Genomic DNA, 25,804 nt, shown 5'->3' on the forward strand with positions numbered 1-25,804 from the left:
TGTGGATCAACGACTGAGCGCGTCGGCGCATAGTGACAGCGGCCACGCCTCGATCATCGACGTGGCGGCCGTCGCCGGTGTGTCGAAATCGACCGCGAGCAGAGCTCTGCTCGGGCAGCCCGGCGTTTCCGAACGCACGAAAGAGCATGTGCTCGAGACGGCTCGTCGGCTGGGGTATGTCAAAGACCTGCGTGCGCAGTCGCTCAAATCGGGGCGCAGCGACACCGTCGCCATCCTCGTCCGTGCCGTGCAGCTGTCGTACTACGGCGAACTGATCCGCACGGTGCAGGAGACTCTCTCCACGCGGGGCTTCCGTCTCGCTGTCACGATGGCCGACCCGCGCGACGATCGGCCGCTCGACGCCGTGATGAGCCTGAGGCCGGAGGGCGTGATCATCGCATCGGGGCGGGTCGGTCTCGACGACTTCGCCGATCTCTCCGACGTGCCGGTCGTGGTGGTCGGGCCTGACGCGGTTCCCCCACGGCTGAGCGCGATCTCCGATGACGGGTCCGGCGTCGAGGCCCTGATCGATCTCGTGGTGGCTGAGGGGCACCAACAGATCGGAGTGATCGATTTCCCCCGATCGCGCTCGGCGACCCTCGGGGCGCGATCGGATGCGTTCATCAGGGCTGTCCGGTCGCACGGTATCGACCCCCTGATCATCCCTGCGGAAGCCGACGGCGATGGACCGGACCCCCGGGCACTCCGAACAGTCGCGAGTGACGCCACGGTCGTGGTCTGCCCCAGCGATCCGATCATGGTGCGCACCTGGGAGCTGTTGCACTCCTGGGGTCTCGATGTGCCGGAGGACATCTCGCTCACCGGATACGACGGTCTTGGTGATCTTGCTCGCCCGGTGATTGGCGTGACGACGTGGATGCAACCGGTCGAGGCCATGGGGCGCGCGGCGGCCGAAGAGATCATGGCGCGCATCGGCGGGCGGCACGAGCCGACACGACGGCAGTTCCGCGGCTCGATGATCAGAGGGCGAACGCTGAGGAACGTCGGTCACGTTTGAGAAGTTCATCCCTACGGGGGTGCACTACTCGGAGCGGTCGCTGCGATCCCGCCGCGTGGGCCGCGCGGGTGGCTCGTGCGATGCGGCCTGGCGGATGCGATCGGTGAGTGCCGAGACGACCGTCGCGCTCGTCACGCCGATCACGACGAGGCCACCGAGCATCAGCCCGACGGCGATGATGCGGCCGAGTGCGGTGATCGGCACGAGGTTGCCGTATCCGACGGTGGTGATGGTGGTGAACCCCCAGAAGAGAGCATCGTCGAAGCTCAGGATGGTCGCGCCGGCGGCGTTGCGTTCGACCAGCCACACGGCCCACGAGGCGAGGTAGACGAACATCAGGGTGAACAGTGTGAGCGTGACCATGTAGCGGATGCGCTGCTTGGCGGGGCTGCCGTAGCGGAACACCGGCAGTCGCCACACGTAGACGACGATCAGCAGGGGGCGGATGAACGGCAGTACGAGCGTCACCAGCTCGAAGACACGGGAACGTACGAACTCCCGTCGGGCAGCGCCCGCGATCGCGAGCCGCACCAGGTAGTCGGCGATGAAGCCCAGCCACAGCAGGACCGCGACCAGTGCGGCGGCCGCACGCGCCAGCACCGACGAGTCCTGCACCGCCACGACCCAGGTCGAGGCGCCGAGCATCACCACCGCAGCGGCGAACAGCGGCCACGCCGTGAGGTCCTCCCACCGGACGACCCGTGCGAGGGAGGAGTCCGCGTCGGATTGCTCGGAGAGCGGGCGGTCATCGGCGCGCGTGTCCATCGCCACACACTAAAGCCAACGGTGCCCCGGCGGAAGTCCCACCGGGCCCGCCCCTCTCTTCCTACGCCTGATAGACGGTGCGCCCGCCGACGATCGTGCGCTGCACGGTGATGTCGGCGATGGTGCTCGGGTCGACCGCGGCGGGGTCGGTGTCGAGCACCACCAGGTCGGCGAACTTGCCGACCTCGATGGTGCCGGTCGTGTCGTCGGCGTGCACCTGCCAGGCCGCGTCGACCGTCTTCGCCTTCAGCGCTGTGTGCACGTCGACGGCTTCGGCCGCGTTGAGCGGCAGCCCGCTGCCACGGCGGATGCGGGTGACCTGCGTCTGCACCTCGCGCAGCGGCTCGAAGTCGGTCACCGTGTAGTCGCTGTGGGTGCTCACGCGCAGCCCCCGGCGTCGCGCGCCCGCGACCGGATCGAGCAGCTGTGCCTTCTCGGCGCCGACGATGCGCTCCTCGAACGCATCACCCCAGTAGTACAGGTGGCCGATCAGAAAGCTCGGGCTGAGCCCGAGCGCCGCCATCCGGTCGAGGTGCTCGGCGTGCGCGAACGAGCAGTGCTCGATGCGATCGCGATGGTCCATGCCGCTGCGCCCGTCCAGCGCTTGCTCGTAGGCGTCGATCGTCTCGTCGATCGCGGCGTCGCCATTGGCGTGCACCATCACCTGCCAGCCGTGCGCGTGCGCGGTGCGGATGCGGTCGACCAGCGCCGCGTGGTCGTAGTTCGGTGCGCCGCGGAAGTCGCGTCCCTGGTAGTTCTCGCGCTGGAAACCGCTGCGCCCCTGGTTCGATCCGTCGCTGATGATCTTCCAGGCGATCGCGCGGCACATGTTGTTACCGGTGAACGGCGTCAGGCCGTTGGCGATCGCGGCGTCCATGGCGTAGTCGTGCACCGCGAAGGTGACACGCCCCGCCAAGCGAGGCGCGAGCTGCAGCAGCAGGTCGACCTCTTGCGGGCCGATGGCCAGGCCCGTGCCGGCGTCGTGCGTGCGCGTGTAGCCGCGTTCGGCCGCATGCTGATTGATGCGCACGATGTTGTCGAGCAGCTGCTCCTGGCTCAGCGGGGGCACGACCCGCATCATCGCCATCATGGCGGGGATCTCGCCCAGGCTGCCGTTCAGGCGCCCGCTGTCGTCGCGGCCGAACGTGCCGCCCTCGGGATCCTCGACGTCTTCAGAGATGCCCGCCGCGGCCAGTGCCGCCGAGTTCACGTACGCGAAGTGCAGCGACGCGTTCATCACCATGATCGGGCGGTCGGTGCTGACCTCGTCGAGCACGTCGCGCGTGAGCTCGCGCTCGCCGTCGACGAGCGCGGGATCATACAACCGGCCGAGCACCCAGTCGCCCTGCGCCGGCTGCGCCTCACGCAGACGAGCCAGCACGTCGTCGAACGTGGCGCCGTCGCGCGTGCTGCAGTCGACCCAGTCGAGCTGCATCGCCGACGCCCAGTAGTGCATGTGCGGTTCGACGAACCCGGGGTAGACGACGCCGTCGGTGACGGTCAGCACCTCGGTGTCGGCGGCGGCGAGCGCGCGGATGGTGTCGGTCGTCCCGATCGCCGTGATCCTGCCGCCGGTCACCGCGATGGCCTCGGCTTCTGGGCGGTCGGCATCCATCGTGCGGATGCGACCGGTCACGATCAGATCCGGTCCTGAGCTGCGTCGATCGGGAGAAGAGTCTGTCATGAGCGACAACCTATCGCGGCCGCTCGTCGTCGGTGACGAAGCCCTCTCGCTCCGACCGCTGCTGCAGCGTCTCCAGCTCTTGGAAGAACGTCACCTGCCAGCCGGCAGGACCCTGCACGCGCGCGTTGAGACTCTGGAACGGCGTGCGCACGGGCTCGGCGATCACCTCGGCGCCACCGTCGCGAGCATCCGCCACCGCTTGTTCGGTGTCGGCCACTTCGAGAGCGAGACGCAGGGTGCCGGGGGAGTGCGGCGCACCCTCGACGGCATCGATGTTGCGCGCGTGTGCCGAGGTGGCGAGCTCGATCGTGGCGATGCCGGCGTGCAGGATCGCGACGCGATCGTCGCCCTCGGTCGCGAACGCGAGCTGCTCGGGCATCCCCAGCACATCGCGGTAGAACCGCAGGGCGGTATCGAAGTCGTCGGTCTCGATGATCAGGCGCAGCTGCGTGGGAGCGTTGGCGTTGTCGGTCATGAGCAACATTCTGCGGGGTGCGCAGCACCCCGGGGCCGGATACCGCGAAGACACAGGAAAGGGGAGGCGGATGCCGGTCATCCGCCTCCCCTCGGTGCGACGCGCTCAGCCGGTCGCGACGCAGGCGGCCGAGTAGTCGGTCTGGTCGAACGACGTGCCGGTGTAGAAGCTGTCGACCGTGCGGATGCCGAGATCGACCTCGGGATCGGGCGTGCCGATGTTCACGGCCTGGTTGGCGTTGGCCTGCGGGTCACCGCCGTAGGTGTGCTCGGGCAGCAGGCCCGAGAAGTCCACGGTCAGGCCCTCGACGACGGCCGCGATGCCCTCGGGCGTCAGGTCGCCGGCCTCAGCCGCGGCCTCGAGCGCCGCCTTCAGCGGATACCCGATTCCCCAGCCGATGATGTACCCGCCGTTGGTGGGCAGCTCGCCACCGAGCGACTCGCGGATCTCGTCCATCGCAGCGCTCGTGCCGTCCCAGTTCTCGTAGGGCGACATGTGGTTGAACAGTCCGATCAGCGCGGGGGCCGCCGCCGAGTCCAGCAGCGCCGGGTTCCACGTGGGCAGTGCCCCGAGGAAGCGCCCCGAGAATCCGCCCGCGGCAAGCTTGCCGACGATCTCGGCCGTCTCGGCCGGTCCGATGGCGAGCACGACGACGTCGGGTGAACCGGCCAGCACGGCCGACACGACGGCATCCTGGTTTCCGACCACCTGGTTCGGGCCGGTGCCGATCGCCTCGAGCGCGGTCGCGCCGTTCACCTCGGCCCAGCGCTTGACGCCCTCAGCCGAGTCGCCGCCGTAGTCGCCGGGGTAGCCGACGGCCTGCACGGTCGCGGGCGCGTCGTGGTTCTCGCTGAACCAGTCCAGGCCCACCAGTGCCTCGGTGCAGTACGAGTAGCCGGTCTCCAGAAGCAGACCGCCGTCGTTGTCATCGAACGCGTAGCCCGACCACCACGACGTCGGCACCGTCACCAGACTGCGCTCGATCATGTCGGGCAGTACCGACTCGGTGTTGACCGTACCGAGCGACTGCGCGATACCGGCGATGTTGCCGGCGATCTGCTGGTACTGGGCCGCGTGCTCGGCCGCCTGGTACTTCGTGTCGCGCGTGTAAGTGTCGATATCGATGTCGTACCCCGAGATGCCACCGTCCTCGTTGACCTTCTGCCAGAACGCCCGCTGAGCGTCGGTGATCGGTACGGCGAGGGCGGCGAACGGACCCTCGGTGAGATCCGACAGGACGCCGAGATAGATGCATCCGTTGTCGGCGTTGACCGCATCCGGACACGGTTCGGCCGTGACGCCGGCGCCGACGGTGATCTCGCCGTCTGCGGTGTCGCCGCCGTCAGAGGTGTCGCCGTCCGGCGACACCTGGGTGCAGGCGGTCAGGACGAGAAGCCCTGCCGCGGTGAGGGCCACTGCCGCGCGGCCTCTTCGACGCATGGTCATGCTGTGCTCCTTCGATTGTGTGTGGTGTTCAGTTGTGGGTGCCGGGTCAGTACGAGAATGGCCAGGCCTTGAAGTAGTTGCGTACGCGCACCCACAGCCCGAACAGGCCGCGGGGTTCGAGGGTGATGAACAGGATGATCAGCACACCGAACACGATCGTCTGCAGCTGGAAGACGTTCAGCACGCCGCCGCTCGAGACGGTGATCCACGGGATGACGGTGGTGAGCTCTTCGAGCAGCCGCGGCACGAGTACGACGAAGCAGGCGCCGATCAGCGTGCCCGAGATGGTCGCGATGCCGCCGATGACGATCACGGCGAGGAAATCGATCGACAGGAACAGGTTCCACTGCTCGGGGGCGATGCGTCCGATCAGCATCGAGAACAGGGCACCGGCAACACCCGCGTACGCCGACGACAGGGCGAAGGCGAGCGTCTTGGTGCGCAGCAGGTTCACTCCCATCACCTCGGCGGCGATGTCGCGATCGCGCACGGCCGCGAAGGCGCGCCCGTACCGGCCGCGCATCAGGTTGCGTGCCGCGAAGCCCAGAGCCACCAGCAAGACCAGGCAGAGCAGATAGAGGGATGCCGCGGGCGTGACGATCACGGGACCGATCGCGTAGGTGGCCGACAGGTCGGCGCCGAACAGCGTGCGCTGCGCCACGCCGCGGCCGACGCCCTGCCCACCGGTGATCGGCGTCATGATCTTGAACAGGTGCTCGCCGAGGATCAGCAGTCCCAGGGTGAGCACGGCCAGGTACAGCCCGCGCACGCGTGTTGCCAGTGGCGCCACGATCAGGCCGATCACGCCGGGGATCACCGCGGCCGCCGGCAGCACGATCGCCAGGTCGAGCCCCAGCCCCCACGTGGTGTTGCCCGGGGCGCCGCCCAGTACCGCTGCGGTGTACGCGCCGAGCCCCAGAAAGAACGCGTGACCGAGCGAGACCTGCCCGGCGTAGCCGGTGAGCAGGTTCAGGCCGATGCCGCCGATGGCGTACACGACGGCCATGGTCAGCAGGTAGGTGAGGTCGGCGGCGATCAGGAACGGCGCGGCGACCGCGATCACCAGCAGCACGACGAACCAGAAGCGTTTGACCGGGGTGTTCAGCAGCGCCTGATCGGCCGTGTAACTGGTGTACAGCGACGGGCGCCCGCGCCGCACGGCGCGCGAGACGCGACCGCTGCCGCCGGCGAAGTCGTACTCCTGCGCCGAGCCGGTGAGTCTGTGCGACACGGTGCTGAGCTGTGACTGGCCGCGCGATGACTGGTTCATACCCGCTGCACCTCCCTGGTGCCGTAGATGCCGTAGGGGCGTACCAGCAGCACGACGATCATCAGCAGGTACGGCACGACGTTGTCGAAGTTCGTGCCCAGCCAGGGGGCGAACTGCGGTTGGTACGTCTTGGTCAGCGCCATCGCGATACCCACGATCAGGCCGCCCAGCACGGCGCCCTTGAGCGAGTCGAGCCCGCCGATGATGATCGCCGGCAGCGCGACGAGGGCGAACAGCGCATCGGTGGCCTGCACCACCGAGCCGTTGGCTCCGAGCAGCGCGCCCGCCAGTGCCGCCAGCGACCCCCCGATCGCCCATGAGATCGAGAACATTCGGCCCACCGAGACGCCCTGGGCCAGCGCCGTCTCCTGATCCAGAGACGTCGCCCGCATCGCCAGGCCGATCTTCGAGCGGGTCAGCCACCAGCCCAGCAGGCCGATCACGACCAGCGAGATGACGAACCGGGCGATCGCGTTCTCGTAGATCTGCACGCCGCCCGAGCAGCCGGTGACGCCGAACGACTCTGTCGTCTCGCCGCCGAGGCAGACGGATGCCAGTTGCCAGGGGTCGCCGACCGTGCGCGGCTTCGAGTCGAACAGGCGGAACGCGACCACCAGCAGCGCGATGAAGAGCCCGACGGTCACCAGCGCGGCCGAGAACGGCGGGCGTCCGATCATCGGCCGGATCGCGACGCGCTCGATGCCCACCGACAGCAGGCCGACCACGATCATGGCCAGCAGTGCCGACACCGCGAACGGCAACCCCATCTGGGTGGCCGCGACGCTGGTGACGAAGGTGCCCAGGATCAGCAGCGCCGGCTGTGCGAAGTTGAGCACGCCCGTCGCGCGGTAGATGATCACGAAGCTCACGGCGATCAGCGCGTACACCGCGCCCTGGCCGAGCCCGGTCGCCAATGATGACAGCAGGGTGTTCATCCGTTCCTCCCCAGGTCGGCGCCCGGGTACGCCGTCGAGTCGGCGTACATGTCGGCGTACATGTCGTCGATCAGGTGCGGCACGGTCGCCGCGAAGGCGACGCGTTTGAGCTTCTGCGTCGCGGTGAGCTCGCCGTCCTCATGATCGAGCTCTTTCGTCAGCATCCGGAACTTGCGCACCGACTCCACGCGCGCGAACCGTTCGTTCGCCTCGCGGATGATCCCGGCGATCAACTCGACCACCTCGGGCTTGCTGGAGAGGTCGCGGTAGGTGGTGAACTCGATCTTGCGCCGGGCGGCCCAGTCGGCGACGGTGTCGTACTCGATGCCGATCAGGGCGGTCAGGTAGGGGCGGCGGTCACCGATCACCACGGCCTCCTTGACGTACGGCGACGCCTTGAACGAGTTCTCGACCTCGCTGGGCGAGATGTTCTTGCCGCCGGCGGTGACGATGATGTCCTTGATCCGGTCGACGATCCGCACGTGCGTGCCCTCGACCCATTCGCCGACGTCGCCGGTGTGCAGCCAGCCGTCCGCATCGACGGTCTCGGCGGTCGCCTCGGGGCGCCCCCAGTACCCGGCGAAGGTGCCCGGATGCCGCGTGAGCACCTCGCCGGTCGTCTCATCGAGTCGAAGTTCGGTGTGCGGATGCGGCTCGCCGACGGTTCCGACGATCATGCGCCCGGCGAAGTTCGATGTCGCGATCGCGGAGTTCTCGGTCATGCCGTAGGCCTCGTACAGCGGGATGCCCAGGCCCAGGAAGAACGACAGCACATCGGGGGCGATCGGTGCGGCGCCCGAGATGGCGTGGCGCACGTGCAGCAGTCCCAGCCGTTTGCGCAGCGGGCGGTAGAGCGGCCAGTAGCCGAGCGCGTACAGCATCCGCGCCCGGGGCGTGAAGGTGCCCCCGTGCGCGATCCGGTCGGCCGCGATCACCTCGCTCCACCGCCTGCCGATCGCGTAGACACCGCGCTTGAGGCGCGTCGCGCCGGTCATCTTGATCGCCACACCCGCCTGGATCTTCTCCCAGATGCGGGGCACACCGAACAGCACCGTCGGCTGCACCTCGGCCAAGTCCGCCGAGACGGTGTCGATCGACTCGGCGAAGTGCACGACGGTGTGCGTGCGCAGATTCGCCCAGGTCGAGATTCCGCGTTCGACGACGTGCGAGAGCGGAAGGTACGACAGCAGGGCGTCGTCGGGGCCGATGCTCGCGCCGAGCAGGCCGCCGGGCAGAGCGAGGATCGTCGAGGCGAATGACACGTTGCGTGCCGTCAGCATCGCGCCCTTGGGAGGGCCCGTGGTACCGGATGTGTAGATGAGCGTGGCCAGGTCGTCGGGGGAGCGCGTCGCGTCGATCTCGTCCAGGAGCAGCGGATGCCCGGCGCGGTGGCGCTCGCCGCGGGCGATCACCTCGTCGACCGAGAGGAGCTTCGGATGCTCGTAGCCGGCCAGCCCTCGGCCGTCGAGGTAGACGATCCACTCCAGACCCGGACAGTCGTCGACGGCGCCGAGCGCCTTGTCGACCTGTTCCTGGTCCTCGGCGACGAGCACGCGTGCACCGCTGTCCTGAAGCAGGTAGGTGACCTCGGCGAGGGGGTTCGTCGGGTACAGGCCGACGATCGCGGCCCGCAGCGACGCGGCCGCGACGTCGGAGAAGAGCCATTCCGGTCGGTTCTCGGACTGAATGGCCACCCGGTCGCCGGCGCCGACACCGAGCGCGGCGAAGCCGTACGCCAAACGTTCGACATGCCGTTGGTAGTCGGCCCAGGTGATGTCGCGCCAGACGCCGGTCTGCTTGACCCGCAGCGCCGTGCGGTCGGGCATCGCTGCGGCCGCTGCGCGGAGCAGGCGCGGCAGGTACGACGTCTCGGACGAGACGTCGGGGCCTCCGTCGACGGTGAGGGGCGCGGGATCGGTCATCGTGCGTCCTCCCGATCGGATGCTGCGGGTCCGTCGAGCTCGTCGTGAACCTGCTCGGCCATCTCGGCGGTGGCGCCGCCCAGGTAGGCGGCGATGACCGCGGGGTCGCGTTGCACCTCGTCCGGCGTGCCCAGGGCGATGCGCTTGCCGAAGTCGATGACCATCACCCGGTCGGCGAGGTCCATCACCAGGCGCATGTCGTGTTCGACCATGATCATCGAGGTGCCCAGTTCGCTGCGGATGTCGAGGATGAACCGGGCCATGTCCTCGGTCTCTTCGGTGTTCATCCCGGCGACGGGTTCGTCGAGCAGCAGCAGGCGCGGCTCCATCGCCAGAGCGCGTCCGAGCTCGACCCGTTTGCGGATGCCGTAGGGCAGGATGCCCACCGGCATGTTACGCACGCCGGCCAGGTCGAGGAACTCGATCAGGTCTTCGATGCGTCGGCGTGAGATGAGCTCTTGTCTGCGGGCGCGTCCGAACCAGACCATCGCCTCGGGCCACGAGTAGCCGGCGCTGATGTGGCGCCCGAGCAGCAGGTTGTCGAGCACGGTCAGGTTGTCGAACAGCTCGACGTTCTGAAAACTCCGGGCGACGCCGCGGCGCGCGACCTCGTCGGGGGCGCTGCCCAGCAGGGGCTCGCCGTCGAGCAGGATCGACCCGGCCTGCGGGCGGTACACCCCCGAGATGCAGTTGAACGTCGAGGTCTTGCCGGCGCCGTTGGGGCCGATCACGGCGAACAGCTCGCCCTCGGCGACATCGAATGAGACGCCGTCGAGCGTGGTCGCGCCGCCGAAGCGCAGGGTCAGGTCGCGAACGTCGAGCAGAGCGGTCATGACAGCCACCGCTTCCGTCGCTTGTAGTGTTTGACGTCTCGCAGGCTGCCCGACGTGGCGCCGGTGCCGAGGTAGAACTCGCGGATGTCGTCGTCGTCGCGCAACGCCTGGGCGGGGGCATCCATCACGATCTTGCCGTTCTCCATCACGTACCCGTGGTCGGCGATCGACAGGGCCATCGCGGCGTTCTGCTCGACCAGCAGCACGCCGGTGCCGTCGTCGCGGATCGTGACGATCAGGTCGCGGATCTGCTCGACGATCTGCGGGGCAAGTCCCAGGCTCGGCTCGTCGAGCAGAATGTAGCGCGGCTCGGCCATCAGCGCCCGACCGATCGCGAGCATCTGCTGCTCACCGCCCGACAGGTAGCCCGCGCGCTGTCCGCGGCGGTCGCGCAGGATCGGGAACATCGTGTAGATGCGGTCGAGTTTGCCGGCGACGCCGGAGCGGCTGCGCGTGTAGGCGCCGATGCGCAGGTTCTCTTCGACGGTGAACTCGCCGAAGACTCGGCGCCCCTCCATCACCTGGCTCACCCCGGCGCGCACGACGTCGGGGGCGCGGCGGGTGTCGATTTCGGCGCCGTCGATCGACACGTGTCCGCGCGAGATCCGGCCGCGGTGCACATCGAGCAGTCCCGTCATGGCCCGCAACAGCGTCGTCTTGCCGGCGCCGTTCGCGCCGAGCAGGGCGACGATGCCGTCCGCGGGCACGTGCAGGCTCGCGCCCTTGACCACGAGCATCACGTCTTCGTAGACAACCTCGATGTTGTGTACCCCAAGTGTCATAGCGTCCCCTTCGCTGCGGCGCTGTGATGGCGTCAACCTAGCAGCGGGCCGCGGCGTGTGGCCCTTTCGTTATGAATGCGAGACTCACAGAAGTTGAGACTCGGTCTCAGGCGAGGTGAGGGGTTGTGCGGCAACGATTTGACACCTCTGATACCCCCGGGGGTATACTCATTCTCAAGCCACCCCTGAAAGGATTGAACTATGTGTGCACGAGTGACCTGTGGAATCTGCGGCAAGGCGACCTGGGACGGCTGCGGCCAGCACGTGGAGGAGGCCCTGGCGGGCGTCCCCGCGGAGCAGCGCTGCGCCGGCCACTGAGCTGAGCCGACGATGACCACCCGGACCATCACCGCTGCCGACCTGCGCAGCACCATCGACGACAACGACATCGTCCTGCTCGACTTCTGGGCGGCATGGTGCGGACCCTGCCGCGCCTTCGCCCCGGTGTTCGAGAAGGCATCGGATGCCAATCCCGACATCGTGTTCGGAAAGATCGACACCGAGGCCGAGCAAGAGCTCGCCGCGGGATTCCAGATCCGCTCCATCCCGACGCTGATGGTGTTCCGCGGCGGCATCCTGGTCTTCTCGCAGCCCGGCGCCCTCAACGAGGCGCAGCTCGACCAGGTCGTCACCGCCGTGCGCGGGCTCGACATGGACGAGGTGCGCGCCGAGGTCGCGCGCCAACAGGCCGAGCAGCAGACCGCGAACGGCTGAGTCACGGGCATCCGACACACCTGAGCGCCCCGGCGATCCCCCTCACTCCCGCCGGGGTGCTCAGGTAGTGTCGTGCCATGGCTAACGCGACGACGCAGGCACCACGACGCGAGGCGTTCAGCTCTCGCAACGTCTTCATTCTCTCGGCCATCGGCTCGGCCGTGGGGCTGGGGAACATCTGGCGGTTCCCGTACGTCGCCTACGAGGGCGGCGGTGGTGCCTTCCTCATCCCGTACCTGTGCGCCCTGCTGACCGCGGGTATTCCGCTGCTGTTCTTCGACTACGCGATCGGGCACCGCTTCCGCGGTTCGGCTCCGCTCGCCTTCCGTCGTATGCACCGCGCCGCCGAGCCGCTGGGCTGGTGGCAGGTGCTCATCTGCGTCGTGATCGCCGCCTACTACGCCGTGATCATCGCCTGGGCGGCGATGTACACCTGGTTCTCGGCGCGGCTCAGCTGGGGCGCGGGTAACGAAGAGAACTTCTTCTTCACTGAATTCCTGCAGCTCGGCGACGTCGGTGCAGATGGCCTGTCGGGCAGCTTCGTTCCGCAGGTGGGCCTGCCTCTGATCGCCGTCTGGCTGGTGGTGATCGCGATCATGGCGCTCGGCGTCAAGCGCGGTATCGGTCGGGCCAACATGGTGCTGATGCCCCTGTTGACGGCGATGTTCGTGATCCTCGTCGTGCAGGCGTTGTTCCTGCCGGGTGCTGCCGACGGACTCAACGCGTTCTTCACCCCGAACTGGGCGGCCCTCGCCGACCCCGCCGTGTGGGCGGCCGCCTATGGGCACATCTTCTTCTCGCTGTCGGTGGCCTTCGGCATCATGGTCACCTATTCGTCGTACCTCAAGCGAAAGACCGACCTCACCGGCTCGGGCTTGGTCGTCGGCTTCGCCAACTCGGGCTTCGAGATCCTCGCCGGCATCGGAGTGTTCGCGGCGCTCGGCTTCATGGCGCAGGCAGCCGGCACTGACGTCTCGAATCAGGCCAGTGCGGGTATCGGTCTGGCGTTCGTGGCCTTCCCCACGATCGTGTCGCAGGCCACCGGTGGTTCGATCATCGGAGTGCTGTTCTTCGGTGCGCTGGTCTTCGCCGGCATCACGTCGTTGATCTCGGTGCTCGAAGTCGTCGTCTCTGCCCTGCAGGACAAGCTCGGCTGGGGGCGCGTGCGCACGACCCTGGTTGTGACGATCCCGATCGGACTCGTCTCGATCGCACTGTTCTCGACAACCACCGCGCTGCTGGTGCTCGACACGGCCGACGCGTTCATCAATGCGTTCGGCATCATGGCCGGCGCCTTCGTCTCGGTGATCGTCGTGTCATGGGTGCTGTACAAGCTGCCGGTGCTGCGCGAGCACCTCAACCGCCGCTCCAGCTTCCGCGTCGGTCGGGTGTGGATGCTGCTGGTCGGCGTGCTCGCCCCGGTGGTGCTCGGCTACCTGCTCGTCAGCGAGATCATCGCCAAGTCCGCCGAGCCGTACGGTGGCTACCCGGTGTGGTTCCTGTGGGTGTTCGGCTGGGGCATGGTGATCGGGCTGATCGTGCTGGCCGTGCTGCTGTCTCTGCTGCCGTGGAGCAGCCGGTCGCACGCCAAGGACGACCCCGACTACGACGAGTTCCTGCAGGTCGAGAGCTACGCGCCCGACTCCGAGACCGGCACCGTTCGATTGCCGGATGCCACACAGAAGGGAGCAGGCGCATGACCCCCACAGCCGTCGTCATGATGGTCGTCGCGATGGCCACCGTCTGGGGAGGCCTGATCGCCGCGATCGTGAATCTGGCGCGCCACCCCGAGGTGGCCGAGAACGAGCCCGCGCCGCCGATCGAGCTCTGAGCCGCGGCGCACTGTTGCGTGACACTGGTGGGCCGCGGCGTCCGGGTGGTTGAATCCGAAGATGGAGATCGAACGGACGACCGAGCTCGAGTCGGTGCGCGTGGCAACGGCGCTGCGTGACGACATCATGCTGGGCCGCCGTCTTCCCGGTGACCGTTTGATCGAACGTGACATCGCTGCTGAGCTGCAGGTGTCGCGCCTGCCGGTGCGCGAGGCGATCAGGCAGCTCGTGGCCGAGGGCGTCGTGGTGACCAGGCCGCGCACGTGGGCGGTCGTGCGGGAGTTCTCCGAGAAGGACCTGAAAGACTTCGCCGAGGTGCGCGAGGCCATGGAGACACTGGCTTTCGTGCTGGCGGCAGAGCGCATCGACGGTGACGGTATCGCGCAGCTCGAAGCCCTGGTCGTGCACGAAGAGGCTTCGGCGATGTCCAACGATGTGGACGCCGCCTACGACGCGGCGGCCGCCTTTCACATGACCGCTGTGCACCTGTCGGGCAACGCGATGCTGATCGAGTTGGCCGAGTCTCTGGTCACCCGGTTGCGCTGGCTGTTCGGGCAGCACGAAGACCTGGGGCAGATGGCCAGCGCCCACCGGGTGATCCTTGAGGCGATGCGTGCCGGTGATGCCGAGGCCATGCGCGTCTTGATCCCGGAGCACCTCGAACACGGACGCGCGGTGGCTGAAGACAGGCTGCGCCGAGGTCGGTGACTGCCGGTACGCTCAAGTTGGGAGGTGCTCGTGGGACGAACAGCGGATGCCATCGCCGAGGGTGTCGCCATCGCCACGGCGGCCGCCCGCCTGGCTGTGAAGAACCAGATTCTGGTCGGCACGATCGCGCGCGACGGAACGTTCGACATCGATCATTACAAGGCCGAGGCGCGTACGGCGCTGCTGGCCATGGCGCACGAGTCCGAAGAAGCGGCCGAGTTGCTGACGCGACTGCGCAAGCGCGCGCGGGGACGGCATTCCGACCCGCACGGCACGCACGACTACCGTGACCGCGACGTGCGCAACCTGCGCCGGCGCGCCCGGCAGTCGCTGGGTGTCGCCGACAACCTGCGCAAGATGGCCGACGACTCCGAGGCGTTGCGCGCCCTGGTTGAGGATGCCAGGGCGGCGGCCTGGGCCGATGTGCGCAGCAACCTCGATCGGCGGTTGCAGGTCGAGGGCATGCGACCCGAGCAGGACCCCGAGTACGAGACCATGCGCGAGGCGCGCATGCAGGCGCTGAAGCTGGTTGATCTGCAGGCGCTGTCGTCTGAGCAGCGGGCTCGCCACAAGCGTGAGAGTGCCGCGCGAAAGGCCGCCGAGAAGGACACCGTGAAGGCGACGACGCGCGCTGAGCGGGCCGGCCGACGGGGCGCGCGCGCGGTCGGCGGGTGACCTCAGGGGCTCGATTTCGCATATGCGCGGATCGTGTTGTAGTCTATTCAACGGCCCGCTGAGCGGGCCGTGCGCCCCTAGCTCAATGGATAGAGCATCTGACTACGGATCAGAAGGTTGGGGGTTCGAGTCCCTCGGGGCGCGCACTGTGTTGAGACAGTATTGAAACCCCCGTCGCGAAAGCGGCGGGGGTTTCGTCCTTTCCGGGCGACCCCGCGAGGAGCCTGCGGGACGTAGGCTTGAAGGGTGACTGCGTACGTCTCGGCTTTCGACCTGTTCTCCATCGGTGTGGGACCTTCGAGCTCCCATACGGTCGGACCGATGCGGGCCGGTGTGGATTTCGCCGCCCGCCTGCGCGCGGACGACATGCTCGACCGTGTCGCACGCGTCTCGTGCGAGCTGTTCGGTTCGCTGGGCGCGACCGGCATCGGCCACGGTACGCCGGACGCCGTGCTCGCAGGGCTGCAGGGGCTGTTGCCCGAGACCTGCGATCCCGACGACGTACGCGCGCTGTGGACCAACTGGACCGAGGGGCGTGAGCTGCTGCTGGCCGGCGAGCACGCGATCGCCTTCGCCAAGGATGACATCGTCTTCTTGCCGCGTACGCGGCTTCCCGGGCATCCGAATGCCCTGACGCTGCACGCCTTCGACGCCGAGGGCGCGACGGTGCTCGAGCAGACGTACTACTCCGTCGGCGGCGGGTTCATCCGCCGCGATGGCGAGCAGCCGCGCGTCACTACCGCCGAACAGCCGTACCCGTTCCGCGACGCCGAAGAACTGATGGCGCTGTGCGATGAGACCGGCATGTCGATCGCCGAGATCGCCCGCGCCAACGAGACGGCGCTGCGCAGTGAGGAAGAGGTCGCAGCCGGTCTGGATGCGATCTGGGACGCGATGTCCTCGTGCGTCGACGCCGGGCTGCACTCCGGTGGCACGCTTCCGGGCATCCTCAAGGTCAAGCGCCGCGCCGCCGACATCCGCGAGCAGTTGGAGGCCTCAGAGGCGGATGGGCACCGCGAACTGCCGGGGGAGTGGCTGGGTGCGTTCGCGCTCGCCGTGAACGAAGAGAACGCCGCGGGCGGACGGGTGGTGACCGCACCCACCAACGGTGCCGCCGGCATTCTGCCCGCCGTCGCGATGTACTGGTGGCGCTTCATGGCCGATTCCGGTCTGGGCGTCGGCAACGCCGTCACGCCGCACGGTGAACTCGTCGGCAGCGCGCTGCTCGGCTTCCACGCGGCCGGTGACGACCCGGTCGCCATCTCGGACGATGAAGAAGAAACGGTCGCCGAGGCGAACCGTCGCCGGGGCATCCGCCGCTTCCTGCTGACCGCGACCGCGCTTGGGTCGCTGTTCAAGGCCAACGCATCGATCTCGGGAGCCGAGGGCGGATGTCAGGCCGAAGTCGGCTCGGCCTGTGCCATGGCCGCCGGTGGCCTCACGGCCGTCATGGGCGGCACGGTGCGGCAGATCGAGAACGCCGCCGAGATCGCCATGGAGCACCACCTGGGGCTCACCTGCGACCCGATCGGGGGGCTCGTGCAGATCCCGTGCATCGAGCGCAACGCGATCGCCGCCTCCACCGCGGTGACCGCGGCGCGGCTTGCGCTGCGCGGCGACGGTCACCACTACGTCTCGCTGGATGCCGTGGTCGAGACCATGCGGCAGACCGGCGTCGACATGTCGACCAAGTACAAGGAGACCAGCGAGGGCGGCCTCGCGGTGAACGTCATCGAGTGCTGAGGGCCCGGCTCTCGTCTCGGCTCACAGGCCGGCGAGGTACCCGCGGTACGTGTCGAGCACGGACGGCGCGAACAGCGCGCGCGGCCAGATCACGGCGGTGATCGCGCCGATCGCGGGCGCGTCTTCCATCACGGGGCGCGCCAGCGGATGCGTCGCATCGAAGTGCTCGACGCGCACGGCGTCGCCGAGCAACTGCTGATAGGTCCGCGCGGTCTCGTCGACATCGACGTTGCGGTCGCGGTCACCGAGCATGAGCAGCACGGGCACGTTGGCCTGGGCGAGCCCTTCGAGGCTCTCGGTGGCATCCGACGCGGCGTTCCGCTTCGCGAACCGCCAGCGGTCCTCGCTCATCGGGTCGGGGTCGCCGCTTTCGGCGAGGTATCGGTCGTAGTCGGCATCGGCGGCTATTAGGGAACGGATGCTGTCGCTGAGCGCGATCGCACGCTCGCGTTCGGCGGGTGTCGCGCCGGTGTCGTCGAGGCCGGACAGCAGGTGGTAGCGCCCCTGGCGCAGCCAGTTGATCGCCGGCCCCACAGCGACAACGGCGTCGATGTCCTCGCGTGTCGCGGCGACATCGGGCAGGACCCACCCCGCCTGACTGGCTCCCCACAGCACGATCCGCGTGGTGTCGATGTCGGGCTGTGCGTTCGCCCAGTCGATCACTTCGGACGCCTCGGCGGCGCGATCGGCCATGCTCTGATGCAACCACTGACCCTCTGAGGTGCCGACGCCGCGTTTGCTCCACGACAGCGTCGCGAACCCCGCGTCGGCGGCGGCCTCGAACCAGGGCAGGTACAGCCCGTCGTGGGTCGCCTCGACCGGGCCATCGCCGTGGATGACGATGACGAGTCCGCGGGTGTCGCCGGATGCCGGGCGCGTGAGCGCCCCCTCGAGCGCGCCCTGTGCGGTGGGGATCAGCACCGGCTCTTGGCGCAGGCGGTAGTCGTTGCCGATCACCGCGGTGATCGCGACGCCGACGACGAGTGCCACTGCGGTGACGCCGGCGGTGATGAGGAGGCGAGCTCGTTTATTGATCTTCTTGCGCACGTTCGTAGCGTACATGATATGTTCTCAGTATGGACGTGCAGATCTCACGCGGTTTCACACCCGACGAGCGCGCCGAGGTAGGGCGCCTGTACTGGGAGGCCTTCGGTGCGAAGCTCATCGCGGCCTTTCCCGACGAGGCGACCGGTTCGGCGCTGATCACCGCGGGCCTGCAGCCCGAACATGTTCTGGTGGCCCGGGCCGACGGCGACGTCGTCGGCGTCTGCGGCTTCAATGAGGATGGCAGCGGGGCCGTCGACATGAGCTGGGCGCACCTGCGCACCCGGCTCTCGCGCACCCGCTCGGTTTGGGCGGCGATCGTGCTGACGATCCTGGCGCGCGGCGAGCAGTCGGGCGTGCTGGTACTCGACGGCATCTGCGTGAACGCCGATCGGCGCGGACTCGGCATCGGTTCGGGCCTGCTGTCGGCGGCTGCCCTGGTCGCAGCCGAACGTGGCGATTCGCACGTGCAGCTATCGGTGATCTCGACGAACCCGCGTGCCGAAGCGCTGTACCGCCGCTCCGGGTTCGAGACCACCGACTACGGTTCGCTGGGCCCGCTGCGTCACCTGTTCGGGTTCGACCGGTACTCCACGATGCGCCGGGCACTCGCATGAGCACACCCGCGCTGGACATCAGCCCGCGTACGGTCATCGAGGCGTTCCTGCCGCAGCAGGGCGCCGCATCGATGCGCGAGATCCTCGACACCGCCAATGCCGTGGGCCTCGACGACCAGCCCGTGCGATTGGCCGTGCGCCGACTGATCGCCGCGGGAGAGGTGACCCAGACCGGTCGCGGTCGGCAGGGTGAGATCCACCTGACCGAGAGCGGACGCCAGCGTCTCGCGGGCGATCGGCTCGCCCTCGGTCTCGCCTTCGCACAGGACGACGGACGGATGCCCTGGGATGGCCGCTGGCACCTGATCTCGGTGACCGTCCCCGAGAGCCGGCGGGCCCTGCGCGACGGGCTGCGTCGCTCTCTGCGTGAGCTGGGGGCAGCACCGCTCTCGACCAGTCTCTACGTCAGCGCGCACGACCTCGCTGATCTCGTTACCCCCGACCTGCGTGAGCACCTCGTGCTGGCGGTGGCCACCGAGCTGAATGTGCACGGGGTCACCGACTCCCGTGAGATCGCGGCGCTGTTGTGGCCGGCCGCGCCGGTGCTCGCCGGATATGCGGCGATGGATGAGGTGCTGCGCTGGGCGCAGCAGCATCCGCTCGGTGCGGAACAGGATGCCGTCGTTGTGCAGCTCTTCCTCGCGGAGGCCCTGGAGCAGGCCATGCGCGTCGACCCCTTGCTACCGCCCGAACTGCGCCAAGACGCGTGGATGCCGGCGGATGCCCGCCACACGTGGCGGCGGTGCTGGGAGCGCGCAAGCGCCGCGTTGCCCGGCGATGTGATCTACCGCGGGTGGCTCGTGGCCGACTGAGCAGAGGTCTTCGTGGGCGGATGCCCGCACCCGTGCGTATGACCGCTTGACGTGCCCGCCGCGGGGGAGGAGAGTTCTGCTCGTGGCGGGTGACACGCACGATGCGGTGATCATCGACGGGCTGCAGGTCCGCCGAGGCGGTCGCATGGTGCTCGACGGCCTGTCGCTGCACATCCCGGCCGGCCAGGTGATCGGTCTGCTCGGACCCTCGGGGTGTGGCAAGACCACCCTGATGCGATCGATCGTCGGCGTGCAGCGTGTGCGCGGCGGCACAGTGCGGGTGCTCGGTGAGTCGGCCGGTGCCGTCGGCCTGCGTCATCGGGTCGCATACGGCACCCAGGATGCCGCGGTGTACGGCGACCTCACGGTGCGCGAGAACCTGCGCTACTTCGCCGCAGTGCTCGGCGTGCCCTCGGCCGATGTCGACCGGGTGATCGACGAGGTGGGGCTGACCGAACAGGCGGGGCGCGCGGTGGATGCCCTCAGCGGCGGACAGGTGAACCGGGTCTCGTTGGGGATCGCGCTGCTGGGGTCCCCCGAACTCGTCGTACTCGACGAGCCGACCGTCGGACTCGACCCGGTGCTTCGGGTCGAGCTCTGGGAGCTGTTCCGCCGGATTGCGTCGGGTGGCACGACCATGCTCGTCTCGAGCCACGTGATGGATGAGGCGTTGCGCTGCGATCGTCTGCTGCTGATGCGAGAGGGGCGCATCATCGCCGATACGACGCCCCAGCAGCTGCGCGACGTGACCGGCGAGTCCGATCCCGAGGCTGCGTTCCTGGCGATCATCGAACGCGACCTCGCCGCGGCGCGGCAGGCTGACGACGGGCATCCCGAGACGCGTCGCGAACGGCGCCTGCGTCAACAGGGTGAGGAGGACGCATGAACCCGCGTCGCACCCTCGCCACCACCGGTCGGGTCCTGAACCAACTGCGGCACGACCCGCGATCCATCGCTCTCATGCTCGTCGCGCCGAGCCTGCTGGTGGGCCTTTTCGCCTGGCTCTTCGTCGATCAGACCGGCGTCTTCGATGTCTTCGGCGGGGCGATCCTGGCGCTGTTCCCGTTCACCGTGATGTTCCTCGTCACCTCGGTGACGACGCTGCGCGAGCGGCGGTCGGGCACGCTTGAACGGCTTATGACGACGCCGCTGGGCAAGGGCGACTTCATCATCGGATACGCGCTGGCGTTCGGGTTGATGGCGGTGCTGCAGGCGACGATCACGGTGCTGTTCGCCGTCTACGTGTGCGGTCTCGAGGTGAATGGTCCGCTGTGGCAGCTCGGCGCCGTCGCGGTGGTCGACGCGGTTCTCGGCACCTCGTTGGGGCTGCTGGCCAGTGCGTTCGCGCAGACCGAGTTCCAGGCGGTGCAGTTCATGCCGCTTCTGGTGTTTCCGCAGATCATCCTCGGCGGGCTGTTCATGCCGCGCGATGAGATGCCCGACGTGCTGTATGCGATCTCGGACTGGCTGCCCCTGAGCCACGCGATCGACGCGATGGGCGCGGTCACCCGCGGTGATGAGGGATGGGACGTGGGCGGGCCGTTGCTGATCGTCGTCGCGTTCACCGTCGCGTTCCTCGTTCTCGCGCCGTTCACGCTGCGGCGGCGCACCGACTGACGACCGCTATTCGGTGTACGACGAGATCGGCGCGTATGTCTCGATCTCTGCCTGGATGCGCTCGATCGCCTCGGGCGACAGCGTGGCATCGCCGGTGACCTGACGCCATCCTGTGACGACCACATCGCCGTAGTTGTGGCCGTGCTGGGCCGGTACGGCCTCGCCGCCCAGCATGTCCACGGTCACCTGCAGGCCGGTCACGACCGGGATCCACCGCATCGATGCGCTCACATCCGAGCTGCGCTGAGCGGACTCGAGCCATTCCGGTGAACGGAACAGCAGCTCGGGCGAGAGCCAGGTCACCGGATCGTTCGCATGCTGCAGGTAGAGCACCCGAGGCTGCTCCCACGGGCCCGTCAGCAGATCCTCGTCGCCGGCACGCGACATCCAGCGCACCTCACGGCCGGCATCGAGCACCGGCTGCCAGGTCGGGCTGTCGGCATCGCGCGCGGCCTGCAGCGAACGCCACAGCGATGAGCCATTCGGGCTGCCGACGAACATCGCGGCGTCGGTGCGCGCGCGCACGTCGTCGAGGTCGGCGAAGACCGCCTGGCTGCCGTGCGCGCCGAGGCTCAGGCCGTACGAGACCAGCAGCGGGCGCTCATCGGCCGGCAGCTGCAGCCACCGCTGCTCGACGGCCTCGAACAGCGCCCGGGCGGCCCCGACGGGGGCATCCGGGTCGAAGACGAACGAGACCCAGCTGGGAGTGTAGGCGTACTGCATGGCCGCGATCGCGGTGTCGCCGCCGTGCAGGTACTCCAGCGCGTCGACGGTCTGCGGTTCCAGCCAACCCGAACCGGTGGCCGTCGCGACCACGAGCACCGACCGCTCGAAGGCACCCGTGCGTTCGAGCTCGGCGACGACCAGGTCGGCGCGCTCCTCGATGGACGGCGCGGACTCGAGCCCCGCATAGACGCGGATGGGCTCGAGAGCGGGTGCTCCGGTGAGCTGGGTGATCTCGGCGGCGGTCGGACCGCCGCCGACGAAGTTCGCGCCGTGCCGGCCGAGCGACTCCCACGCGATCGGCGAGGCCTCGCCTGCCGAGTGGAAGTCGGAGGTGGGCTCGGCGACCTCGGCATCGGGCAGGGCGTTTCGTGCGAGGTAGATGCGATCGACGCCCACCACTGCGGCGAAGACGAGACCGCCGACCACAGCGACGACGACGATCGCAGACGCGGCGGCGGCGAGCACGGCACCGATGCGCCGCCGCAGGTGACCGAACATGCTCGCGGTCGCCTTGCCCGCGGCGAGCAGCAGCACCGCCAGCAGTAGGAACGAGAGCAGGAATCCGGTGATGTTGACCCCGTCGAGTGGTGGCATCGCGACCAGGCCGCGTACGTCGTTCTGCCAGTCGAGGGCAAGGCCCGAGAGGCCGAGGATCGCGGCGACCCAGATCGCGGCGTACACGAACCACCACACCGGACGGAACGGCGGCACCGTGCCGCCGCGCCACAGCAACCGGCGCACGAGCGCCCAGACCACGGCCCCGAGCAGGTAGCCAACGGCGAACGAGATGCCGGCCAGCGCGCCCTGCAGCACGGCGGGGCGCGGCAGCAGCGACGGGGTGATCGACAGTACGGCGAACGCGAGCCCCACGAGGGATCCGGCGGGGTCGAGCGCCCACCAGTGGCGGGTTCTCGTCTGCGTGGAGCGCGACGTCATCGTTGTCCTGCTTCCTTGGTTCTGTTGGCTCTTAGTTCTGTTCGCGCGCGGCGCGCGCTTTCGTGTGCCGGGTGGCGGTCGCGGCCCAGGGGTCCTCGGGCCACGGATGCTTCGGATACCGCCCGCGCATCTCGGCGCGCACCTGCGTGTAGGGGCCCGACCAGAACGACGCCAGGTCGGCGGTGACGGCGAGCGGCCGTCCGGCCGGTGACAGCAAGTGAAACAGTACCGGCACGCGGCCGTCGATCAGGCGCGGGGTCTCGGCCCAGCCGAAGCATTCCTGCAGCTTCACCGCCACCACGGGAGGAGCGTCGATGTCGTCGACGGCCGGGTAATCGATGCGGATGCGCGACCCGCTGGGCACCGTCAGGCGTTCGGGCACGAGGTCGTCGAAGGCGGTGGCGGCCGGCCACGGCAGTAGACGGCGCACGGCCGGTGCGAGATCGATCCGGCCGGCGGGAGTGCCGGTGGCGAGAGCATCGAGCTCGGGCCCGAGCCAGTCGTCGAGGCCCGCGACGAGGGCGTCGTCGGTCATGGCGGGCCAGGGCGCGCCCAGCGTGCGGTGCAGCAGCGCGAGGCGACGGCGCAGGCCGTCGGCCGCCTCCGACCAACGGAACAGCCCCAGTCCCTGTGCTTTCAGCGCCCGCGCGATGGCCTCGCGCGCCTCGACCAGAGACGGACGCACCGGCACCGACGCGCGCACGATGGCGCCGACGCGCCGTTCGCGCCGCGCCGTCAGACGCCCCTCGACGAACTGCGCCTCGACGCGGTCGGTCAGCAGGTGATCGGCGGCCCGCTCCACCTGCTGCTCGGTGAGCACCGCGGCGGTACGGATGACGGCGCCCGACCCCGCGGCGGTGCGGCCCGTAGCGCGGGTCACTTCGGCGACCGCGAGCCACTCGGCGTGCGCCAGCGACCCCCGCACCCCGGCCCGCGTGCCCGACGCCAGCAGGAACGTCGCACCGTCGGCCGATCGGTCCACCCGTCGGGCGATGCGATCGGGAAAGGCGAGCGCGACGACCAGCCCGATGTCGTCGGTGCGGCCGGTGTGCTCGGTGTGCGGGGCGTGGCGCAGCATCCGCTCCACTTCCTGCGACCAGCGCCGGGCATCGGGGCCGCCGCGGCGCAGGCCGACGATCGCGGCGGCGATGTCGGCATCGGGCATTCGAGTGTCTCCCCCGAGCAGCGCGACTACTTCGGCCGCCAGCCGCGCGCCCGTCAGGGCGCTGCCCTCATGCAGAGCCCTGGCCAGGCGCGGGTCGGCGGGCACGCGCGCGAGAGCGCGTCCGGTCTCGGTGACCCGGCCGTCCTCGTCGATCGCGCCGAGGCCGTGCAGCACGGTCGTCGCGTCGCGCAGACTATCGGCCGGCAGCGGATCGATCAGGCGCAGACCGGCCCCGCCGGGCGAGCCCCAGCAGGCGAGCAGCAGGGCAGCATCGGCGAGGTCGGTCGCGGCGATCTCGGGGGCGTCGCGCAGCGGCGCTGCAGCATAGGTGCGCTCGTCGACGCAGCGGATGACGGTGCCCGCGCCCTGACGGGTCGCACGGCCGGCACGCTGCACGGACGCCGCGCGCGACGCGGCCGTCGTCACGAGGCCGGTCATGCCGCGTGCCGCATCGCGCTGTGGGCGCCGGGCCAGTCCGCTGTCGATCACGAGCCGCACGCCGGGAACCGTGAGCGAGGATTCGGCCAGCGATGTCGTCACGATGAGTCGCCGGGGTTCGTGCGCCGCGCGTCCGCGGATCACGGCGTCCTGCTCGGCGGCACGGATCTGCCCGTGCAACTCGCGCACGTCGATGTGGGGAGCATCGTGTCGCAGGCAGCGCGCAACCTCGCCGACCTCCCACGCGCCGGGCAGAAAGACGAGGGCATCCGCGGCAGGATCGTCCAGCTCTCGCACCGCGGATGCCGCCGTGCCGGCGACATGGTCGAGGAACGCCCGGGTGACACCGCGCTCATCGAGCCGCGGTGACGGACTCGGCGCCCAGCGCTCGGTCAACGGGTTGGCCGGCACCGTGTGCTCCACCACGGGCGCCGGTGCCTGATCGGTACCCAGCACGGTGGCGAGCCGATCGGCATCGAGCGTCGCCGACATGGCGATCACGACGAGGTCGTCGCGCAGCTCGCGAACCTCACCCAACAGGCCGACGAGCAGATCAGTCTCCAGAGCCCGCTCGTGCACCTCGTCGAGCACGACCGCATCGACGCCGTCGAGGCCCGGGTCATCCAGCATCCGCCGCAGCAGCACTCCGGCGGTGACGAACTCGATGCGCGTGGACGGGCCGACCGCGCGCTCGCCGCGGACGGTGAACCCCACGCGCTCGCCGAGCGGCGACCCGTCGAGGCGGGCGAGGCGCCGCGCCGCAGCGCGGGCGGCCACGCGGCGCGGCTGCGTGACGATGATGCGGCCGGGGGAGCGGGATGCCAGCAGCGGAGGCACCAGCGTCGTCTTGCCCGTGCCGGGCGGGGCGGTGATGACCACCGCCGTGGAGCGCGCCAGCGCGGCTTCGACGTCAGCGAGTGCGGCGGCGAAGGAGAGGCCGTCGCCGATGCGGGCCAGGTCGAATGTCGCGTTCACCACCCATCAAGTGTGGCCTGTTCGGGCACGAGTGTGCCGCGATCGAGCAGGATCACCCGATCGGCGGAGGCGATGGCCGCGTCGTGGTGGGTCACGCAGGCGACGGCTGCGCCGCGGGCGGCCTCTTCGGCGAGGATCTGCTGCGTGCGGTCGATGCTCTCGCGGTCGAGGCCCGCGGCGGGCTCGTCGAGCAGCAGGATGTCAGGGCGGCGCACGATGCCCTGGGCGAGGAACACGCGTTGGCGCTGCCCGCCCGACAGCGCGGTGAGCGGGCGCGAGGCATGGTCGGCCATGCCGACGCGGCCGAGGGCGTCGGAAATCGCCGCGCGCCGGGTGGACGCGCTCATGCGTGTACCGCGCTTCCAGGTGCCGATGGCCACGGTATCGGCGGCGGTGAGAGGGAGCGACGGGGGCGCTGTGGGGCGCTGCACGGCGAGGGCGAGATCGCCGTGGCGGATCACCCGTCCGCTGCTCGGCGTGCGCGTGCCGGCGAGGATCTCGAGCAGCGTCGATTTGCCGGCCCCGTTGGCTCCGGCGATCGCCACCACCTCACCGTGGAAGAGCTGCACCGAGACGTCGTGCAGCACGTCTTCGCGGTCGTAGGCGAAGCAGATCGAGTGCGCGGCGAGGGCGGTGTCGGTCGGGGCCATGACGCTCACTGTAGCAATTGAT

At 69.2% G+C, this 25,804-nt stretch carries 24 protein-coding genes and 1 tRNA gene; 12 read left to right on the plus strand and 13 right to left on the minus strand.

Going from position 1 to position 25,804, the window contains the following annotated elements:
- Position 1: 1 nt before the first annotated feature.
- Positions 2 to 1,018, plus strand: coding sequence for a LacI family DNA-binding transcriptional regulator (locus ACLD0U_RS00980; protein WP_410339561.1), 1,017 nt, complete (start codon positions 2 to 4; stop codon positions 1,016 to 1,018).
- Positions 1,019 to 1,042: 24 nt separating this feature from the next.
- On the opposite strand, the gene ACLD0U_RS00985 is transcribed toward ACLD0U_RS00980, so the two are convergent.
- From ACLD0U_RS00985 to ACLD0U_RS01025, 9 genes are all read right to left on the minus strand, one after another.
- Complete coding sequence (locus ACLD0U_RS00985; protein WP_206821050.1) at positions 1,043 to 1,783, minus strand: potassium channel family protein; 741 nt, start codon at positions 1,781 to 1,783, stop codon at positions 1,043 to 1,045.
- Between the two features lie 61 nt (positions 1,784 to 1,844).
- Positions 1,845 to 3,467 (minus strand): amidohydrolase, encoded by a 1,623-nt coding sequence (locus ACLD0U_RS00990; RefSeq protein WP_410339562.1) that lies wholly within the window; start codon positions 3,465 to 3,467, stop codon positions 1,845 to 1,847.
- A 10-nt stretch (positions 3,468 to 3,477) separates the two neighbouring features.
- Entirely contained in the window at positions 3,478 to 3,942 is a 465-nt protein-coding gene (locus ACLD0U_RS00995) for a VOC family protein (protein WP_274368304.1), read from the minus strand.
- A 105-nt stretch (positions 3,943 to 4,047) separates the two neighbouring features.
- Complete coding sequence (locus ACLD0U_RS01000) at positions 4,048 to 5,388, minus strand: ABC transporter substrate-binding protein (protein ID WP_206550554.1); 1,341 nt, start codon at positions 5,386 to 5,388, stop codon at positions 4,048 to 4,050.
- Between the two features lie 46 nt (positions 5,389 to 5,434).
- Positions 5,435 to 6,658 carry a branched-chain amino acid ABC transporter permease gene (locus ACLD0U_RS01005; RefSeq protein ID WP_410339563.1) on the minus strand — a complete coding sequence of 408 codons (1,224 nt, stop codon included), beginning with the start codon at positions 6,656 to 6,658 and terminating at the stop codon, positions 5,435 to 5,437.
- The gene (locus tag ACLD0U_RS01010; protein ID WP_410339564.1) at positions 6,655 to 7,593 is read right to left on the minus strand and encodes a branched-chain amino acid ABC transporter permease; all 939 of its coding nucleotides are present in this window, start codon (positions 7,591 to 7,593) and stop codon (positions 6,655 to 6,657) included. Before ACLD0U_RS01010 ends, ACLD0U_RS01005 begins: the two co-directional genes overlap by 4 nt.
- On the minus strand, positions 7,590 to 9,515 hold the full coding sequence (locus ACLD0U_RS01015; protein ID WP_410339565.1) for an AMP-dependent synthetase/ligase: 1,926 nt from the start codon (positions 9,513 to 9,515) through the stop codon (positions 7,590 to 7,592). Before ACLD0U_RS01015 ends, ACLD0U_RS01010 begins: the two co-directional genes overlap by 4 nt.
- A complete protein-coding gene (locus ACLD0U_RS01020; RefSeq protein WP_206550550.1) occupies positions 9,512 to 10,348 on the minus strand; it encodes an ABC transporter ATP-binding protein in 837 nt (278 codons plus the stop codon). Before ACLD0U_RS01020 ends, ACLD0U_RS01015 begins: the two co-directional genes overlap by 4 nt.
- Positions 10,345 to 11,130, minus strand: a complete 786-nt coding sequence (locus ACLD0U_RS01025; protein WP_179409142.1) for an ABC transporter ATP-binding protein — start codon at positions 11,128 to 11,130, stop codon at positions 10,345 to 10,347. Before ACLD0U_RS01025 ends, ACLD0U_RS01020 begins: the two co-directional genes overlap by 4 nt.
- A gap of 330 nt (positions 11,131 to 11,460) precedes the next feature.
- Between ACLD0U_RS01025 and trxA the strand changes: the two genes are divergently transcribed.
- The 7 genes from trxA to ACLD0U_RS01060 all read left to right on the plus strand — a co-directional run bounded on the left by trxA (position 11,461) and on the right by ACLD0U_RS01060 (position 16,802).
- Positions 11,461 to 11,844 carry a thioredoxin gene (gene trxA, locus ACLD0U_RS01030; protein ID WP_206550546.1) on the plus strand — a complete coding sequence of 128 codons (384 nt, stop codon included), beginning with the start codon at positions 11,461 to 11,463 and terminating at the stop codon, positions 11,842 to 11,844.
- Positions 11,845 to 11,921: 77 nt separating this feature from the next.
- Positions 11,922 to 13,544, plus strand: coding sequence for a sodium-dependent transporter (locus tag ACLD0U_RS01035; RefSeq protein ID WP_179409140.1), 1,623 nt, complete (start codon positions 11,922 to 11,924; stop codon positions 13,542 to 13,544).
- A complete protein-coding gene (locus ACLD0U_RS01040; RefSeq protein ID WP_179409139.1) occupies positions 13,541 to 13,675 on the plus strand; it encodes a methionine/alanine import family NSS transporter small subunit in 135 nt (44 codons plus the stop codon). Before ACLD0U_RS01035 ends, ACLD0U_RS01040 begins: the two co-directional genes overlap by 4 nt.
- 61 nt (positions 13,676 to 13,736) lie before the next feature.
- Positions 13,737 to 14,384: a GntR family transcriptional regulator gene (locus ACLD0U_RS01045; protein WP_206550544.1), complete on the plus strand. Its 648-nt coding sequence runs from the start codon at positions 13,737 to 13,739 to the stop codon at positions 14,382 to 14,384.
- A gap of 30 nt (positions 14,385 to 14,414) precedes the next feature.
- Complete coding sequence (locus ACLD0U_RS01050; protein ID WP_224817215.1) at positions 14,415 to 15,059, plus strand: asparagine synthase; 645 nt, start codon at positions 14,415 to 14,417, stop codon at positions 15,057 to 15,059.
- Positions 15,060 to 15,130: 71 nt separating this feature from the next.
- Positions 15,131 to 15,203: transfer RNA gene (locus ACLD0U_RS01055), tRNA-Arg, on the plus strand.
- Positions 15,204 to 15,305: 102 nt separating this feature from the next.
- Positions 15,306 to 16,802: an L-serine ammonia-lyase gene (locus ACLD0U_RS01060; protein WP_179409137.1), complete on the plus strand. Its 1,497-nt coding sequence runs from the start codon at positions 15,306 to 15,308 to the stop codon at positions 16,800 to 16,802.
- A gap of 21 nt (positions 16,803 to 16,823) precedes the next feature.
- Here the strand turns inward: ACLD0U_RS01060 and ACLD0U_RS01065 are convergent, their stop codons facing one another.
- Positions 16,824 to 17,849, minus strand: a complete 1,026-nt coding sequence (locus ACLD0U_RS01065; RefSeq protein ID WP_410339566.1) for an alpha/beta hydrolase family protein — start codon at positions 17,847 to 17,849, stop codon at positions 16,824 to 16,826.
- Positions 17,850 to 17,878: 29 nt separating this feature from the next.
- Here ACLD0U_RS01065 and ACLD0U_RS01070 point away from each other — a divergent pair, with 29 nt between their 5' ends.
- From ACLD0U_RS01070 to ACLD0U_RS01085, 4 genes are all read left to right on the plus strand, one after another.
- Positions 17,879 to 18,463, plus strand: a complete 585-nt coding sequence (locus tag ACLD0U_RS01070; RefSeq protein WP_206550541.1) for a GNAT family N-acetyltransferase — start codon at positions 17,879 to 17,881, stop codon at positions 18,461 to 18,463.
- Positions 18,460 to 19,275, plus strand: a complete 816-nt coding sequence (locus ACLD0U_RS01075; protein WP_410339567.1) for a PaaX family transcriptional regulator — start codon at positions 18,460 to 18,462, stop codon at positions 19,273 to 19,275. Before ACLD0U_RS01070 ends, ACLD0U_RS01075 begins: the two co-directional genes overlap by 4 nt.
- 145 nt (positions 19,276 to 19,420) lie before the next feature.
- Positions 19,421 to 20,161 (plus strand): ABC transporter ATP-binding protein, encoded by a 741-nt coding sequence (locus ACLD0U_RS01080; RefSeq protein WP_206551284.1) that lies wholly within the window; start codon positions 19,421 to 19,423, stop codon positions 20,159 to 20,161.
- Positions 20,158 to 20,892, plus strand: a complete 735-nt coding sequence (locus tag ACLD0U_RS01085) for an ABC transporter permease (RefSeq protein ID WP_410339568.1) — start codon at positions 20,158 to 20,160, stop codon at positions 20,890 to 20,892. Before ACLD0U_RS01080 ends, ACLD0U_RS01085 begins: the two co-directional genes overlap by 4 nt.
- Positions 20,893 to 20,898: 6 nt before the next feature.
- On the opposite strand, the gene ACLD0U_RS01090 is transcribed toward ACLD0U_RS01085, so the two are convergent.
- From ACLD0U_RS01090 to ACLD0U_RS01100, 3 genes are read right to left on the minus strand one after another with little or no spacing between them, the layout of a single operon-like run.
- Positions 20,899 to 22,554 (minus strand): alpha/beta hydrolase, encoded by a 1,656-nt coding sequence (locus tag ACLD0U_RS01090; protein ID WP_410339569.1) that lies wholly within the window; start codon positions 22,552 to 22,554, stop codon positions 20,899 to 20,901.
- 31 nt (positions 22,555 to 22,585) lie between these two features.
- Positions 22,586 to 25,135 carry an ATP-dependent helicase HrpB gene (hrpB, locus tag ACLD0U_RS01095; RefSeq protein ID WP_410339570.1) on the minus strand — a complete coding sequence of 850 codons (2,550 nt, stop codon included), beginning with the start codon at positions 25,133 to 25,135 and terminating at the stop codon, positions 22,586 to 22,588.
- Positions 25,129 to 25,782 (minus strand): metal ABC transporter ATP-binding protein, encoded by a 654-nt coding sequence (locus ACLD0U_RS01100; RefSeq protein WP_410339571.1) that lies wholly within the window; start codon positions 25,780 to 25,782, stop codon positions 25,129 to 25,131. Before ACLD0U_RS01100 ends, hrpB begins: the two co-directional genes overlap by 7 nt.
- Positions 25,783 to 25,804: the final 22 nt, after the last annotated feature.

Origin of the sequence: Microbacterium sp. 2216-1, assembly GCF_046507855.1 — a bacterium.
Taxonomy (GTDB): Bacteria; Actinomycetota; Actinomycetes; order Actinomycetales; family Microbacteriaceae; genus Microbacterium; species Microbacterium esteraromaticum_C.